General features: G+C 61.1%; 14 protein-coding genes. 8 read left to right on the top strand and 6 right to left on the bottom strand.

The genetic code is table 11. From position 1 onward, the window contains the following. The first annotated feature begins 1 nt into the window (after position 1). Genes AC13RC_RS27120 through trbI form a run of 8 tightly spaced genes read left to right on the top strand, consistent with a single transcriptional unit; the run spans position 2 to position 7,851 of the window. Positions 2-2,458 carry a conjugal transfer protein TrbE gene (locus AC13RC_RS27120; RefSeq protein ID WP_488559082.1) on the top strand — a complete coding sequence of 819 codons (2,457 nt, stop codon included), beginning with the start codon at positions 2-4 and terminating at the stop codon, positions 2,456-2,458. After that, complete coding sequence (gene trbJ / locus AC13RC_RS27115; protein WP_113396284.1) at positions 2,430-3,233, top strand: P-type conjugative transfer protein TrbJ; 804 nt, start codon at positions 2,430-2,432, stop codon at positions 3,231-3,233. Before AC13RC_RS27120 ends, trbJ begins: the two co-directional genes overlap by 29 nt. Beyond that, positions 3,230-3,418 carry an entry exclusion protein TrbK gene (gene trbK / locus AC13RC_RS27110; protein ID WP_145323691.1) on the top strand — a complete coding sequence of 63 codons (189 nt, stop codon included), beginning with the start codon at positions 3,230-3,232 and terminating at the stop codon, positions 3,416-3,418. Before trbJ ends, trbK begins: the two co-directional genes overlap by 4 nt. After that, positions 3,412-4,593 carry a P-type conjugative transfer protein TrbL gene (gene trbL, locus AC13RC_RS27105; RefSeq protein WP_113396282.1) on the top strand — a complete coding sequence of 394 codons (1,182 nt, stop codon included), beginning with the start codon at positions 3,412-3,414 and terminating at the stop codon, positions 4,591-4,593. Before trbK ends, trbL begins: the two co-directional genes overlap by 7 nt. Before the next feature lie 18 nt (positions 4,594-4,611). Then, entirely contained in the window at positions 4,612-5,274 is a 663-nt protein-coding gene (locus AC13RC_RS27100) for a conjugal transfer protein TrbF (RefSeq protein WP_069610834.1), read from the top strand. 16 nt (positions 5,275-5,290) lie between these two features. After that, a complete protein-coding gene (gene trbG, locus AC13RC_RS27095) occupies positions 5,291-6,103 on the top strand; it encodes a P-type conjugative transfer protein TrbG (protein WP_113396281.1) in 813 nt (270 codons plus the stop codon). Between the two features lie 3 nt (positions 6,104-6,106). Beyond that, a complete protein-coding gene (trbH, locus tag AC13RC_RS27090; protein ID WP_152094498.1) occupies positions 6,107-6,544 on the top strand; it encodes a conjugal transfer protein TrbH in 438 nt (145 codons plus the stop codon). Positions 6,545-6,555: 11 nt separating this feature from the next. Continuing rightward, a complete protein-coding gene (trbI, locus tag AC13RC_RS27085; RefSeq protein WP_488559081.1) occupies positions 6,556-7,851 on the top strand; it encodes an IncP-type conjugal transfer protein TrbI in 1,296 nt (431 codons plus the stop codon). A gap of 125 nt (positions 7,852-7,976) precedes the next feature. Here trbI and pepT read toward each other — a convergent pair whose 3' ends face one another. The 6 genes from pepT to AC13RC_RS27055 form a co-directional block, all read right to left on the bottom strand. Then, entirely contained in the window at positions 7,977-9,221 is a 1,245-nt protein-coding gene (pepT, locus tag AC13RC_RS27080) for a peptidase T (protein WP_488559080.1), read from the bottom strand. A 96-nt stretch (positions 9,222-9,317) separates the two neighbouring features. Then, positions 9,318-10,601 carry a CapA family protein gene (locus tag AC13RC_RS27075; protein ID WP_488559079.1) on the bottom strand — a complete coding sequence of 428 codons (1,284 nt, stop codon included), beginning with the start codon at positions 10,599-10,601 and terminating at the stop codon, positions 9,318-9,320. 90 nt (positions 10,602-10,691) lie between these two features. Then, complete coding sequence (locus tag AC13RC_RS27070) at positions 10,692-12,365, bottom strand: dipeptide ABC transporter ATP-binding protein (protein ID WP_488559078.1); 1,674 nt, start codon at positions 12,363-12,365, stop codon at positions 10,692-10,694. Continuing rightward, positions 12,362-13,237 (bottom strand): ABC transporter permease, encoded by an 876-nt coding sequence (locus tag AC13RC_RS27065; RefSeq protein ID WP_488559077.1) that lies wholly within the window; start codon positions 13,235-13,237, stop codon positions 12,362-12,364. Before AC13RC_RS27065 ends, AC13RC_RS27070 begins: the two co-directional genes overlap by 4 nt. Positions 13,238-13,248: 11 nt before the next feature. Beyond that, positions 13,249-14,226, bottom strand: coding sequence for an ABC transporter permease (locus AC13RC_RS27060; protein ID WP_488559076.1), 978 nt, complete (start codon positions 14,224-14,226; stop codon positions 13,249-13,251). A 5-nt stretch (positions 14,227-14,231) separates the two neighbouring features. Beyond that, a complete protein-coding gene (locus tag AC13RC_RS27055; protein WP_488559144.1) occupies positions 14,232-15,821 on the bottom strand; it encodes an ABC transporter substrate-binding protein in 1,590 nt (529 codons plus the stop codon). Positions 15,822-15,875 lie beyond the last annotated feature (54 nt).

The raw sequence follows: 15,875 nt of genomic DNA, 5'->3' as shown, positions 1-15,875 counted from the left end.
TATGGCGGCACTCAAACGCTTCCGCGCGACCGGTCCATCCTTCGCCGATCTGGTTCCTTATGCGGGCCTCGTCGACAATGGCGTTCTCCTGCTGAAGGACGGGAGCCTGATGGCCGGCTGGTACTTCGCCGGTCCGGACTCGGAAAGCGCGACCGATCTTGAACGCAACGGCCTTTCGCGGCAGATCAATGCGGTCCTCTCGCGGCTTGGAAGCGGCTGGATGATCCAGGTCGAGGCCATCCGCATTCCGACGGTCGATTATCCGTCGGAAGAGCGCTGCCATTTCCCCGATCCGGTCACGCGCGCGATCGACGCGGAGCGCCGGGCGCATTTCAAGCGGGATCAGGGGCATTTCGAGAGCAAGCACGCCCTCATTCTCACCTACCGGCCGCTTGAGTCCCGGAAGACCGCTCTCAGCAAATATATCTATTCGGATGAAGAGAGTCGGAAGAAGTCTTACGCGGACACGGTGCTCCTTGTTTTCAAGAATGCCATCCGTGAAATCGAGCAGTATCTCGCGAACACATTGTCGATCAGGCGAATGGAAACCCGTGAGACGATCGAGAGGGGAAGGCAAAGGATCGCCCGCTATGACGACCTGCTGCAGTTCGTGCGATTCTGCATCACGGGCGAGAACCATCCGATCAGGCTTCCGGATATTCCCATGTACGTCGACTGGATCGCGACGGCCGAGCTTGAGCATGGCCTGACGCCAAAGGTCGAAAGCCGCTTCCTAGGCGTTGTCGCGATCGATGGTCTGCCGGCGGAGAGCTGGCCAGGCATTCTCAATAGCCTCGACTTGATGCCGCTGACCTATCGATGGTCATCCCGCTTCATTTTTCTCGATGTGGAGGAGTCGCGGCAAAAGCTGGAGCGCACGCGCAAGAAATGGCAGCAGAAAGTCCGGCCATTCTTCGACCAGATATTCCAAACACAAAGCCGGTCGATGGACCAGGATGCGATGGCCATGGTGGCCGAGACCGAGGATGCCATCGCACAGGCCTCATCGCAGCTGGTTGCCTATGGCTATTACACGCCGGTCATCGTGCTGTTCGACAGCGACCGCGAGGCACTGCAGGAAAAGGCTGAGGCGATCCGCCGGCTGATCCAGGCCGAAGGTTTTGGCGCTCGGATAGAGACACTCAATGCGACGGACGCGTTTCTTGGCAGTCTGCCAGGCAATTGGTATTGCAATATCCGCGAACCACTGATCAACACCAGCAATCTCGCGGACCTCATCCCGCTCAACTCGGTGTGGTCGGGAGCTCCGATCGCCCCCTGCCCCTTCTACCCACCGAATTCGCCGCCCTTGATGCAGGTCGCGAGCGGATCCACCCCGTTCCGGCTCAACCTGCACGTCGATGATGTTGGCCACACGCTGATCTTCGGGCCGACGGGATCGGGTAAATCGACACTTCTGGCGCTGATCGCCGCGCAGTTCCGCCGATACGGCCAAGCTCAGATTTTCGCGTTCGACAAAGGAAGCGCGCTTTTGCCGCTGACGCTCGCGGCCGGCGGCGATCACTATGAGATCGGCGATGACGCCGAAGGGAAGGACCGGGCGCTGGCCTTCTGCCCCTTATCCGAACTCGGAAGCGACGCCGACCGTGCGTGGGCGACGGAATGGGTCGAGATGCTGGTCCGCCTCCAGGGTGTCACCATCACGCCCGATCATCGTAATGCCATTTCCCGTCAGATCGGACTGATGGCGAGTGCTTCTGGGCGATCGCTTTCGGATTTCGCCAGCGGCGTGCAGCTGCGCGAGATAAAGGACGCACTGCATCACTACACCGTCGATGGGCCCATGGGGCAGCTCCTGGATGCCGAGGAAGACGGGCTGACCCTTGGCGCCTTCCAGACCTTTGAGATCGAGCAGCTCATGAGCATGGGCGAGCGCAACCTCGTCCCGGTTCTGACCTACCTGTTCCACCGGATCGAGAAGCGCCTGGACGGGTCTCCCAGTCTGATCGTGCTCGACGAGGCCTGGCTGATGCTCGGTCATCCCGTGTTCCGCGACAAGATCCGCGAATGGCTGAAGGTACTGCGCAAGGCCAATTGCGCGGTGGTGCTCGCGACCCAATCCATCTCGGACGCCGAGCGGTCCGGGATTATCGACGTCCTGAAGGAGTCGTGCCCGACCAAGATTTGCCTTCCCAATGGTTCCGCTCGACAGCCGGGCACGCGGGAGTTCTATGAGCGAATGGGCTTTAACGAGCGGCAGATCGACATTGTCTCCACCGCGATCCCCAAGCGCGAATATTACGTGGCGACGCCTGAAGGCCGACGCCTCTTCGACATGTCGCTCGGACCGGTCGCCCTTAGCTTCGTCGGCGCTTCCGGCAAGGAAGACTTGAAGCGCATCCGCGCGCTGAAATCCGAACATGGCCATGACTGGCCGATCCACTGGCTTGAATCGAGAGGAGTTCACAATGCCACATCGCTACTCAAGTTCGAATAGATGGTTCGCCTGCCTGGCGGCCGCGGCCCTGACGATCGGAACCGCGCCTTTAGCTCGAGCGGGGACCGCCACCGGTGCCGCGACGGAGTGGACGCAGCTCGCCAACAACGCGCAATTGGTGGACCTGCTCAAGAGCTCGGGCATCCAGGTCGACAACCAGCTGACGCAGATCAGCCAGCTTGCGGATCAGATCGAAAACCAGCTCAAGATCTACCAGAACATGCTGCAAAACACGGCTCGGCTTCCCGATCATATCTGGGGACAAGTTGAAAGCGATCTCAATCAGCTGCGCGGTATCGTCAACCAAGGTCAGGGCATCGCCTTTTCGATGGGCAATGCCGACGATGTTCTTCAGCAGCGTTTTCAGAGTTATGCCGATCTCAAAACCAACCTGCCGGACAACGCGACGTTCTCCTCGACCTACCAGTCCTGGTCAAACACCAACCGCGACACCATCGCCAGCTCCCTGAAGGCGGCGAGCCTGACGGCCAGCCAATTCGACAGCGAGGAGGAGACGATGTCGTCCTTGCGATCGATGTCGGAGACGGCCGATGGGCAGATGAAGGCCTTACAGGTGGGCCACGAAATCGCCGCCCAGCAAGTCGCGCAGATGCAGAAGCTTCGCGGTCTCGTCTCACAGCAAATGACGATGATGGGAACTTGGCTCCAGACCGAGCAGACCGACAAGGATTTGGCCCAGGCGCGACGCGAAAAGTTCTTCGACGCCGAGGTCAAGAGCATTCCCGAAGGTCAAAAAATGGAGCCTCGCTGGTGAGCCGCGCTGCCCTCGTTGCCCTGTTGCTCGCCGTCACCGCCGCGAGCCTGTTGATCGCTGGTTTCCGGGGCGGAGCCAAACCTGTTCTCAGCGAGGAGCAGCGTGCTCTTCGGGAGAAATTCTTCGGCTCCGGCGGGGAGCCGCCACCGATCAAGGACGGACAGGAGATGCGCCCAAGATGGTGAAGAGCAATTTTGAGCGCCCGTTCCTGATCGCAGGACTTGCCTGCCTCGCCTGCGCCGCCCCCGCGTTAGCGCAGGAAGGACAGGTTCTCACCGAGCTGGAAAACCAAGTATCGGCCGCGGCGAAGGGATGGGAGACAACTATCATGGACGCGGCGAAATCGCTGTTCTGGATCCTCGCGACGATCGAAGTCGGTATCGCGGCGGTCTGGCTCGCCGTCCAGGCCGCGTCGCTGGATAGTTGGTTCGCCGAACTCGTACGGCGGATCATGTTCATCGGGTTCTTTGCGTTCGTCCTCACGCAAGGGCCGACGTTTGCACGCGCGGTGATCGACAGCCTGTTTCAGATCGGCTCGGGCGGTGGCTCAGCCTCGCCCGCCGAAATATTCGACGCCGGTATCCGGGTCGCCTCGCAAATGTCACAACAGGCGAAATTCGGGGTTTTCGAGGACAATGCCCTGGCGATCGCGGCCATACTAGCGATGGGCGTCGTCGTCATTTGCTTTTCGCTTGTCGCGGCGATCTTCGTATCGGTGATGGTCGAGATGTATGTTGGTCTGCTGGCCGGCATGATCATGCTAGGGCTGGGCGGCTCATCCTACACGAAAGACTTCGCCATCCGTTACCTCATATACGCCTTCGGCGTCGGCATGAAGCTGATGGCGCTGGTGATGATCGCGAAGATCGGATCGCAGGTCCTCTTGGGTCTGGCGAATGCTCCGACCGCATCCTCCGATCGATTTGTCACCACTTTGTCGATCGCCGGCATTTCCGTCGTGGTCTTCATTATCGCCATGTATGTACCGAGCATCCTTCAGGGTGTTGTCCAGGGAGCCTCCGTCAGCGGCGGTATGGAGACGATCCGCCATGGTGGACAGGCGGCATCCTTCGCCACCGGCGCCGGGTTCCTCGCCGCTGGCGCTGCCGGCGCGGGCTTCGCGGCGGCCCAGGCCGCACGAGCCGCGGGCTCTTCCGTCGCTGGCGCCGCTCTTCGCGGTATCGGTGTGGGTTTCGGTTCGGGCGCGCAAGCAGCCGGCTCAGCCGCCAAGGAAAAGGCGATCGGCTCCCCCGGCGCCTATGCCGGCTCCATTCTCGGACTTGCGAATGCGAAGCTCGATGAACAGCGTGGCGGTCACGGCGCGCCAAAGCCGCCCCCGGAACGCAACGACAGATCATAAATCACAAGGGAAGAACAAATGGCAGCGAACCGCGCACCTGATAATCCGTATCTCGCCGCACGTCTTGAATGGAACGAACGCTATGGCTCCTATGTGAAAGCCGCCGCCGCTTGGCGGATCGTCGGCATCCTTGGCCTGGCAATGGCCGTGATCGGGTTCGGCTACGCGATGTATCTGAGTACCCAAGTGAAGCTTGTCCCCTATATCGTCGAGGTCGACAAGCTTGGAACCGCGGTAACAGCCGGCTTCCCCGAACAAATCGAGTATGCCGATGCGCGGGTGGTACGCTCGACGCTCGGCAACTTCGTCACGAGCTTCCGTTCTATCACGCCCGACGCCGTGGTACAGAAGCAATATATCGACCGCACCTACGCCCTGCTGCGCACCTCCGATCCGTCGACCGAGAAGATCAACACTTGGTTCCGCGGCAATTCACCCTTCGAGAGGGCGAGATCCTCGACGGTCGCGATTGAGGTCAACAACATCGTGGCGCTTTCGAAGCAGACCTATCAGATCGACTGGACGGAATACGAGCGGGACCGGAAGGGCAAGGAAACCGGGACCCGTCGCTTTCGTGGCATCGCCACGGTCGCGCTTACCGCGCCGCAGGATGAGGCGACGATCCGCCTCAATCCCATCGGCCTCTATGTCCGGGATTTCGACTGGACGGCTCAGCTTTAAGGATAGGGATATCTCAATGCGAAAAAGAGGATTGATCGCGGCCGCCGGCTGCATGGCCGGACTCGCCTTTGTGGCGTGCGCGCAGGCGCAAAGCATGACCACGAATGAAGTGAGGGGAACGACTATTTCCCGGAAGTGGCGTGGGGCACCTGGCCTGGTCACGACAGGACCGGATGGCAAGGTCATCTTCCTGTTCGGCGAGACCCAGCCCTCGGTCGTCTGTTCGCCGCTGCAGGTCTGCGATATCGAGCTGCAGGGTGGTGAGATCGTCCGTGACGTGCTGGTGGGCGACACGGTGCGCTGGAAGGTGGAACCCGCGACATCGGGGGCCACCGGAGGCCAGGCGATCCACCTGATCGTCAAGCCTTCCGAATCTGGTCTTGTGACCTCGATGGTGGTCACGACATCGCGACGCACCTACCATATTCAGCTCAAGTCTCACCCCAGCCAATACATGGCGCGTGTCGGCTTCGAATATCCGGAAGATGTTTCGACCAAGCTCGCGGATATCAATGCCCGTCTCGAAACAGGCGGCATTCCCGGCACGACGCCGGATAAGCTGAACTTCTCCTATTCCGTGAGCGGCAGCGCGCCCTGGAGGCCAAAGCGGGTCTATTCGGACGGTGTGAAGACCTACATCCAGTTCCCGAAGTCGATCTCGGGTCAGGACGCACCGGTACTGTTCGTCGTTTCCGGCGGCCAAAATCGCATCGTGAACTATCGGATGAAGAATAACATGATGACCGTCGACTATGCCATCGACAAGGCGATCCTCGTTTCCGGCGTCGGTTGGCGACAGCAGAAGATCACTATCCGGCGGGGAGGATGATCGATGGGCAAGCTTTTCGGATTCCTGCTCGTGGTCGTGCTACTTTCCGGTTGCCAAACGGCGGATGACGCGCTGACCACGAGCTCAACTCCCGTCGCCGTCACCGGGCCCGCCGCAAGCGCCATTGCCGGTGACATGGCAAGCCGGCTTGCCGAGCAGATCGGTCCGGCCGGTGTGGCGACGATCAAGATGGAGAACGACACCTCGGAGTTCGCGACCGCCCTCGAGGCGGCCCTGAAGGGGTGGGGCTACACGGTCGTCACGGACGGCAAGGTTGCGAAGGACGTCAAGCCGGTTGAGCTTGCCTATGCAATCGAGCGGTTCGATGGACAGGTTTTCGCGCGCCTGTCGACGCCTTCGATCGCTCTTGGCCGTGCTTATACGCCGACGGGATCCGGCGCCGCGCCGGCCAGTCCACTTTCGATCATGCGGCGCAACTGAGGGAGATCGAAATGGGCCAATCACTCCAGCTTGGCACGTCAGGCCAAGCCGACGATCAGACCGGCATGCGCCGGCTCAACCGCCTGCCGATCATCGTCGCCATCATCGTCATCACGCTGTTCGTGGGAATCGTCGTCATCGGTCTGTCGCTGCGCGGTCTTTCCTTCCAACGTGGCGACATCGTGGAGGCGTCTAACAGCCCCGCGACCAATTTCGGCGACCAGCTCAAGAGAGGTGTAACCGATGGCATTATCGGTGAGCCGGAAAAGCAGGAGTCGTTTCAACCAACTCCCGTGATCGTAGAAAAAACGGAGAAGCACGAACCACTCGTCGAACGTCAGCCACTGGAGCGACAAGATCGTCGACAAAGGCTGGAGTCGGAAGAGGAATGGAAGGGGCGGTTGAAGCGGGAGCAGGACGAGCAATATATCCGTGAAGCACAGCGCCAACGGATGGCGCGCCTTCAGGCCCGCGCCACGGCGCTCGATTCGCCGCTGAAAGTCGACATCTCGGATGTCGAGAAGGCGGCGAGCTCCACCAATGAGCCTGGTCGCCGGGCGCCGAATGCCGCCGCGAACAGTGCTTCGGACCTCTACGCCACCGCCATGAAATCCGGGCTTATCGGCCAAAACGTCGACCAGAACGGCCAGGCGTCGAAGGAGGATTTCTTCAACCAAGATATCAAGGATCTCGGCTACCTGCCGAACCAGGTCGTGCCGCGGATGTCGCCTTATGAACTGAAGCGCGGCTCGGTCATTCCGGCAACCTTGATCACCGGCCTCAACTCCGACCTGCCTGGGCGCGTGACCGCGCAGGTCAGCCAGAACGTCTATGACAGCGCGACGGGCTATCGCCTCCTCATCCCGCAAGGCGCCAAGCTGTTCGGTCGATATGACTCGAAAGTTTCCTTCGGCCAGGAGCGGGTACTAGTCGTCTGGACGGATCTTATATTCCCAAACGGGTCTACCTTGCGGATCGGCGGCATGGCCGGCACCGACGCCGAGGGATATGGGGGCTTCCGGGACAAGGTAGACCGCCATCTCTGGAGGACATTCGGTTCAGCGGCGCTGGTGGCGATTATCGGGACTGGGATCGACATGTCGATGCCGGAAAGCTCTACGCTTGCGACGCAGGACACGGCGTCGGATGCCGCGCGACGAAACTTCGCCGAGAGCTTCGGCCGGGTCGCGGAACAGACGATCTCGAAGAGCCTCAATGTTCAGCCGACGATCCAAATCCGGCCGGGCTACAAATTCAACGTCCTGGTGGACCAGGACATAATCTTCCCGGCCCCCTATCAGGGATAGGAGAAGCTTCGACGGAGCGTCAAGCGGAACATCAATGATTTCGGTGGATCCGTCTCGTTCCTACGTCGCTGAATTTTCCGTAGAAGGTGCCGATGCCAAACGAGGTCCCGCGAGTCCCGATTCCTTCAGCTGCCGTCCGATCCATTTTCCCTGGCGGCCAGCAGGCATATCCCGCGGGCAACATCCAATGATCGTTCGAAGGCCGGCAGAGGTAGAAACTCGAAGCGAGAATGAAAGTTGTGCGCGCCGGTGAAGAAGTTCGGAGTCGGTGTTCCTCGAGCGGAAAGCACAGCGCCATCGGTGCCGCCGCGCATTGGCAGGAGCTTCGCTTGGATCCCGAGCTTGCCGAGAACCTCGAAAAGCAGCTCAGCGGCACGGTTATCATCGCAAAGGCTGCTGGCGATATTTTGGTAGGTATCGGTCAGCTGGCAGCGAACATCGCCAGTCGGATATCGCGAGTTGACCAAATCCGCGATCTCCAAGATCCGACGTTTGCGTTCATTGAATCCGATCTCATCGAAGTCCCGGATCAGGGCGATCAACGTCGCCTGGCTGTCATTTGCTATCAGATCCTTGAACCAGAAAAAACCCTCCCGGCCCTGAGTGCATTCCGGTGCATCGCCACGGTCGAAGTGGCCGATGAAGTCCATGGCCATTAGCAGGGGATTGACGAGGGTGCCCTTCGCCGACATGGGATGAGCACTGACACCCGTGAAGACGATTTCACAAGATGCGGCGTTGAAGGTCTCAAGGACTACTTCGCCTAGCTCGCAGCAATCGATCGTATAGGCGAAATCGCATGGGAAGCGGGAGAGATCGAGCGCCTTGGATCCCCGCAGCCCGATTTCCTCGTCCGGCACGAAGGCAACGAAGATGTCTCCGTGCTCGCCTTTTGCATCGAGCCGGGCAAGGAGTGTCATGATGACCGCGATCGCCGCCTTGTTATCCGCGCCCAGGACGCTGGTGCCGTCGCCGAAGATGATCTCCTCGCCTGCCCAACGGAGAATTTCCGGATGTTCGTCGACGCGCAGCCAAATGTCCTCGCGAGGATTGAGGCAAAGATCCGCTCCCTCGAAGCGAAGAACCCGCGGTCGGACGATCGGCGAGAGACCGACGTCGACTGTATCAAGATGGGCTATGAAGCCAACTTTTGGAGCCTTCGGTCTGCTCCCGCGCTTCACCCCCGTCACCATCGCATGCTCGTCGACCTGGACATCATCGAGCCCGAGCGTACACAACTCCTCTGCCAGCAAGACGGCGAGCTCGAGTTGTCCGGGTGATGATGGCAGCGATTGGGAACGGCCGTCGCTCTGGCTCTCGATCGCGGCATAACGAAAAAATCGACTGACGAGCTCGTCTCGAACTTGCATGTTTTTCATCCCATCCAGGCTGGCCCAAGGAGGTGCCGTCGAAATCCTCGGCATTCTCATTCGTGGCACGGCCGATCGCTGCATTCGGGCATGGCGTCAGATAGCGAAGCGATCGCGCATGACCTCCGACCCTGATGTCCTCGACTCGAGCCGCACGACGCCGATGTCGCCCTCGACCACGATATCGACGCCAAGGCTGGCCGATTGTTGGGAAAACCGCCACAAGATTCTCTCGGCGCTTTTCCCGGTTGCCAGATGTGGCACCAGCCGGCGCTCCAGCAGTCGGTCCTTCAGTCCCTCGTCGCCGCCGATGATGACGGGATGAAGCGTTATGGCGGTAAGATTGTTGTCACCGTCGAAAGAGCACGAGCCGATCACGCTCTCCCAGACCTCGGGTGCCGTCCAAGTCGATTTTTCCGAACGAACATGGAAGATGAAATTGCCAAGACTGTAGAAGATCGGCTTGGCCCGATAGATCTCCAGGGGCTGGAGAACCGGCGCGCCGTGGCTGACGAACATGGCGGCTCCCGCGTCGATGCACTGCCGGGCGACGCCGCCGACCCATTCGGGAACCTGGTACCAGTCCGAGGCCCAGTGATGATGGTGCAGATAGGCGACCACCAAGGAGCCGTCGGCCGCGGCGGAGCCGATCGCCGCGAGATTTCTTGCCATGTCACCCTCTTCGATCGTCACGCCGCGGCCGAACCTGTTGGATCGCGTGAACACGGCGCGCCCGATACCGATCTCGCGATCTGGAGAGAGACGCCGTGGGTCGTCCGGCTGACTGTCATTGGCAAGGTCGATCGGCGTATAGCCGACCCTGTCCCGGATGACGCTAATCCGTCGGAACGACTCTTCGTCCACCTCGATCACCTGTGACAGTCCGAGCCGGTTCACGCCGGGGCGCTCGGGACGGCCGTTGTCCGCATCCGCCGCATACATGAAATCCGGGCCTGGACCGCCATCCATCGCGACGATCGCGACACGCCGGCCCTTGATTGTCCCGACACCCGCACGCGAGGCCTCCTGAAGGTTGCGACCAAGACCGGCATGGAGGAAGCCTCGCTTCTCCACCTCTTCCAGCGTCGACAACACGCCCGGCGGGCCAAGATCGAAGGCATGATTGTTCGAGAGCGAAAGCGCGCCGAACCCCATGGATCGGAGGGCGTCCAGGACGGCTGGTTTGCTGCATCCGAAGAACGAACCCTTGAGCGGCCAACCGCCGTGATTTCCAAGGATCGTCCCCTCGAAATTGGTGAACGAGAGATCGGCTTGCTGAAGCAGCGAGCGAACCTGCCCGAAGGCTGGAGCGCTCACATCGTGGATGTCGTGCTTTATGAGCGATTGGCCTGTGACGGCCAACGTGAAGCTGTTGTTCATGTGTCACCTTTCATTGCTGCGAATGCCGCCAATTTCCAAAAATCAATATTGAAGCGCGCACCCACGCTCAGCCGTTGCAACAATCGAGGCTCAGGCCATAAACCGGTGAGGCCGCGCGCCAATGAGCGTTTGCGTGTAGGGATTGCGGGATCGCGAGAAGACGGCATCGCAAGGGCCGGCATCCTCCACTTGGCCATCCCTGAAGATGTAAAGGGAATCGCAGAGCTGCTGCACGACGGCCAGATCATGGGAGATAAAGATCATGGTGATGTCCCGCTCGGTGATGGTGTCCTTCAGCAGCGTCACGATCTCCGCCTGCACGGAGACGTCGAGAGCCGATGTCGGTTCGTCCGCCACGATGATTTGCGGCTTAGCCAGCAGGGCTCGCGCTATGCAGGCGCGTTGCTTCTGGCCGCCCGAAAGCTGGTGCGGATATCGGCCGAGCAGGCTTCGGGCGAGGCCGAGGCGATCCATCATCCTCACGAGATCGTCGGGCTCGCCATCGTGACGCGAAACTCCGCCAAATCGGATGCTTTCGAGCAGCGTCTCCTCGATCGTCATCTTGGGATTGAGCGACATGGCCGGGTCCTGAAAGATCATCTGCACGCGGCCGAGAAGACCGCCGTGCCGGCCATTCCTCGAAGGGCCATAATCCCTTCCGTCGATGATGATCCTGCCTGTTTGTGCCGTGTCGAGGCCAGCGACGATACGGCCAAGAGTCGTCTTGCCGCTCCCGCTCTCGCCGACGATGCCGGTGATGGTGCCGCGCCGCAGTTGGACATTGACGTCACGCAGCGCGAACTTCGGGCCGTTCCGGCCAAGGCGCCACGCCAGGCCCGGCGGCGGGAAGGTTTTGGAAAGACCTTCAACTACGAGAAACATGTCTCGCTCGTTATCGTTCTCGACGGAAACAATCCCACCTGTGTCATTATCAGTCTTCACAGCCGTCACGGCGATCCGCAGCCGCGGGACGGCCGCGAGCAGGTTCCGCGTATAGTCATTTCGCGGCACGTCCAGGATAGCCGTGGTACGATCCTGCTCGACCACTTGGCCCTTTCTCATGACAAGGACTCGGTCGGTGATCTCGGAAACCACGCCCATGTCATGCGTGACGAGGACGACCGAGACGCCGGTTTCATCGACGAGGGTTCGAAGCAATCCGAGAATCTGCTTCTGGACGGTGGCATCCAGCGCCGATGTCGGCTCGTCGGCGATGATGATGTCCGGAGAGCCGGCAATCGCGATGGCGATGACAATCCGCTGTCTTTGGCCACCCGAAAACTGATGCGGGTAATCGCCATATCGCCGCTCCGGGTCGGGAATTCCAACTCGGCCCAGCAGATCGATCGCACGCGCGCGGGCCTGGCGCCGAAAAAGAGAGGGGTCGATCGCCAGGATCGTCTCCTGGATCTGCGTCCCGACGCTCATTAGCGGATCGAGCGAGGATGTATGATCCTGAAAAATCGCCGATATCCGCCGTCCGCGAATGGCATCTCGCTCACTCATTGTCATGGCGCCGATGGACTTGCCATCGAATTCGATCGTTCCGGTCGATTGCTGGAATTCCGGTGCCAGCAGGCCGAGCACGGCATTACCCAGCGTGGATTTTCCCGCTCCCGACTCGCCGATGACACCGAGGATCTCGCCACGATCGAGTTCGAAGCTCACATCGGTCAGGATTGTGACCGGCCCGGACGCCGAGCGGTAACGAAGGCCAAAATTGCGCACCCGAAGCAGGGGAGTCTTCATATTTTCTTCGCTCATGCCGCGCGGCTCCTCGGGTCAAGACGGCGGCGAATATCCTCGCCGACCAGATTGATGCCGGCGATCAGCCCGAATAGGGCGAGGCCGGGGAAAAGGCTGATCCAGTATTGGCCGGTCAGGAGATACTGAAAGCCGTTCGCGACGGTGGAACCCAGGGATGGCTTGTCGAGCGGCACCCCAAGGCCAAGAAAGGACAAGGTCGCCTCGAGCGCCACGGCGTGACCGATCTCGATCGGTATCAGGGTCACGGCGGGCGCGATGCTGTTCGGCAGCAGGTGGCGAAAGATGATCCGCGACGTCGGCATTCGCAGCAAGCGTGCGGCATCCATGTAAGGCTTGCCCGTCTCGCTCAAGGCGACGCCGCGCGCGAGCCGCGCATAGGTCGCCCACTGCGCGATGATCAGGGCCAGGATGATCCGGTCCATTCCGGGTCCGAGCGTGACGATGGCGATCAGGGCGATGAGGATCGTCGGAAGGCTAAGCTGCAGGTCGACCAGCCGCATGATCGCGATGTCAACCCACTTGCCGAAAAAGGCAGCACTAACGCCAGCGGTGAGCCCGATCAACGCGGCGATAGCGGCGCTGGTCACCGATACGAGGAGGCTGATGCGCAATCCGTAGAGGATGCAGCTGACGATATCCCTGCCGAGCCCGTCCGTGCCGAGCAGGTAAAGATAGCCGCCACTGCCCGGTGTGCCCGGCGGAGAGGATGCCTCCCAGCCGTAGATCTGCAGCGGATCATAAGGGTTTTGCGGCGCGATCGCCGGCGCGGCGACCGCGACGAGGATGTAGCCAGCGAGCACGATATTGGCGGCGGTCAGGACTTGGAGGCGCGGACGCCTCTTCAGCGCGTTTAGGATTTCAGTTCTCACGATGGATCACCTTATGAAGACAAGCGCACGCGCGGGTCGAGCACGGCCTGGAATAGGTCGACAAGGGCGTTCAGAACGACGAAGGCGGCGGCGATGAAGGTCAGGGTGGCCATCACGACCGGCCGGTCGAGGAGCTGGATGGAATCGATCAGCAGCTTGCCGACGCCCGGCCACGCGAAGATGGATTCCACCACCACCGCGAAGGCCAGCATGCCGCCGAACTGCAGGCCGATGATGGTCACGATCGGCACGCTGATGTTGGGAAGCGTGTGGCGAAACAGTATCCGTCGCGGGGAAAGGCCCTTGGCGCGACAGAACCGGGTGAAGTCCAGGTTTTCGACTTCGATCGTGCCTGCTCGCGATAGCCTGGCGATCAGCGCGATATTCGGGATGGCGAGCGCCAGGGCGGGGAGGGCGAGATGCCACAGGCCGTTCGCGGTGAACACGCTCCAGTCCTCGCCGAGGACGACCACGGTCGAACCCCGGCCGCCGGACGGGAACCAGCCCGTCAGGATGGCGCCGGTAAGGATCAGCATCATGCTCAGCCAGAATGATGGAACGCTGAGCGCGAACACGCTTGATCTCAAGATGGCCTTATCGAGCGACGTACCCTTCTTCCGGCCGGCGAGGAGCCCCACTCCTACGCCGACCGGAGCCGCGATGAGCATCGCCACGCAGGCGAGTTCGAGCGTCGCGGGAAGCTTGGCTATGACCAGCGCGAAGGCCGGCAGGTGATAGATGTAGGACGTGCCGAAGTTTCCATGCACGACATTGTCCAGAAACAGGAGATACTGACGCCAGATCGGTTGATCCAGCCCGAGCGCGATGGTCGCGCGCCGGATATCCTCGGGCGTGGCGGTTTCCATGTTGACGATGCTGAACACCGGGTTGCCGACGCTGTGAAGCCCGATGAAACCGATCAGCGACATTGCGAAGAGGAGAAGGAGGGCTTGAGAAAGCCTTCCGAATGCGACTGAAACCAAGGCCATGATGCTTACTCCGTCGCCGCGAGCGCCTGCATCGCGGTCGTCCAGCCACGGGGATGCATCACATAGGAGGCGATACGCGGCCCGTAACCGACGATGTGATGGAAGTGGTAGAGCGGAATGATCGGCTGGTCGGCCATGACGAACTCCGTCGCGGCGGCAAGTGCCTTGTTCCGCTCCGGCCCATCCTGCATGCTCTCCGCCTTGGCGAGCATCGCGTCGAAGGTCTCGTTACGATAAAGCCCAAAGTTCAGGGCTCCGGTTCCACGGTCGGGATTTGGGGAGGCAAGCAGCGCATCGAGGATGACATCCACGGTCTCGCCCGAGCTGCCGCCATACCACAGGGCATAATCGCCCGCCGCCCTCTGGGTATTGAACACCGAGAACGGAGAGGCGACCGGCCGGACGCTGACGCCGATGCGAGCCCAGCTCTGGGCGATGGCCTGAAGGCTCTCGGCGTCGCCGGGATAGCGGCCGGCGGGTCCGGCCAGAACGACGTTGAAGCCGTTCGGAAAGCCTGCCTTCGCTAGAAGCGCTTTCGCGTCATCATAATTCGGCGCCTCGGGCTTCAGGGTCGCGGATGTGCCCGGCAGGCCCGCCGGAAAGACTTGCGCGGCGGCCGTGCCGTAGCCCGAGAGGATCTTCTCGACCAGGATACCGCGATCGGTCGCCATGGCGAGCGCCCGGCGGACGGATGGGTCCTTGAAGGGGTTGGGAATGGGTTCGCCGGACTTTCCGGTAACGCCCGGGAGCGTATCTCTGTCCACGTCGAACTGCAGGAAATTAATGCGCGCGGCGCCAATGCTGGCGATCCGGACGCCGCGATTTTTTAGGGAGGCGACATCGCGTGCCGGAATGGCGTCCGCCACGTCGACATCGCCGGTGGCCAGCGCCGCCACGCGCGCGGCGGGGCTTTCGATGACCCGAAACGTCACCGCGGACCAGGCGGGCCATCCGCCCCAATAGCCATCATTCCTGGAAAGCTTCAACGTCTCGCCGGAACTCCAGCTCTCGAACTTGTAGGGTCCCGTGCCGACCGGACGGCCAGTATTAAGTTCCTCGGTGGTCTGGAACCCCTGCGCCGGCCGATGCATCACGAAGATCGAGGAGAGGGACAAAGGCAGGCTCGGGAGATTGCCGTCCGTGTCGATGACTACGGTAAGGGGATCTCTTGCCACAACCGACTTGATTCCGGTCAGATAGGACCGAAAGCCGCCGCTCGGCGGCTTCAGGACATCGCGGATGCGTTCGATCGTATAGACGACGTCGTCCGCCGTGAAGGGCGAGCCGTCATGAAAGCGGACATTGTCGCGAAGCTTGAATTCCCATTGCGTGTCGGAGACGGCGCGCCAGGAAACCGCGAGCTCGGGCCTGAGGTCAAGATGCTCATCCTGATAGATCAGCCGTTCATAGATATGGGACAGCAGTGATGTGTTCTCGTTGAGGTTCGCGTAATGCGGATCGAGCGTCATCAGCTTGTACGAGGTGGCGATCCGCAGCTCCTGCGCCTGTGCCGGCCCGGCCAGCAGGCTCCACGCCGCAAGCAGCATCAGCGGCGCGGACAGGAAGAGCCGACGCAATGGATTTCCGAGTTTCATCATGAAGTTCCCTTTTCTTAATTTTGGCGCGGCCGAGGCCGTCGCGGTGGAAGC

It is taken from the genome of Martinezella sp. CNPSo 3890 (assembly GCF_057784455.1).
Note: the sequence above shows the minus strand (reverse complement) of the source record. Positions and strands in the feature narration are given on the sequence as shown.

Coding starts and splice junctions, on each gene's coding strand:
- AC13RC_RS27100 (WP_069610834.1), top strand. CDS start 4,612: ATGGCAGCGAACCGCGCACCTGATAATCCGTATCTCGCCGCACGTCTT.
- trbJ (WP_113396284.1), top strand. CDS start 2,430: ATGCCACATCGCTACTCAAGTTCGAATAGATGGTTCGCCTGCCTGGCG.
- pepT (WP_488559080.1), bottom strand. CDS start 9,221: ATGCAAGTTCGAGACGAGCTCGTCAGTCGATTTTTTCGTTATGCCGCG.
- trbL (WP_113396282.1), top strand. CDS start 3,412: ATGGTGAAGAGCAATTTTGAGCGCCCGTTCCTGATCGCAGGACTTGCC.
- AC13RC_RS27120 (WP_488559082.1), top strand. CDS start 2: ATGGCGGCACTCAAACGCTTCCGCGCGACCGGTCCATCCTTCGCCGAT.
- AC13RC_RS27055 (WP_488559144.1), bottom strand. CDS start 15,821: ATGAAACTCGGAAATCCATTGCGTCGGCTCTTCCTGTCCGCGCCGCTG.
- AC13RC_RS27075 (WP_488559079.1), bottom strand. CDS start 10,601: ATGAACAACAGCTTCACGTTGGCCGTCACAGGCCAATCGCTCATAAAG.
- trbH (WP_152094498.1), top strand. CDS start 6,107: ATGGGCAAGCTTTTCGGATTCCTGCTCGTGGTCGTGCTACTTTCCGGT.
- AC13RC_RS27060 (WP_488559076.1), bottom strand. CDS start 14,226: ATGGCCTTGGTTTCAGTCGCATTCGGAAGGCTTTCTCAAGCCCTCCTT.
- AC13RC_RS27070 (WP_488559078.1), bottom strand. CDS start 12,365: ATGAGCGAAGAAAATATGAAGACTCCCCTGCTTCGGGTGCGCAATTTT.
- trbG (WP_113396281.1), top strand. CDS start 5,291: ATGCGAAAAAGAGGATTGATCGCGGCCGCCGGCTGCATGGCCGGACTC.
- trbI (WP_488559081.1), top strand. CDS start 6,556: ATGGGCCAATCACTCCAGCTTGGCACGTCAGGCCAAGCCGACGATCAG.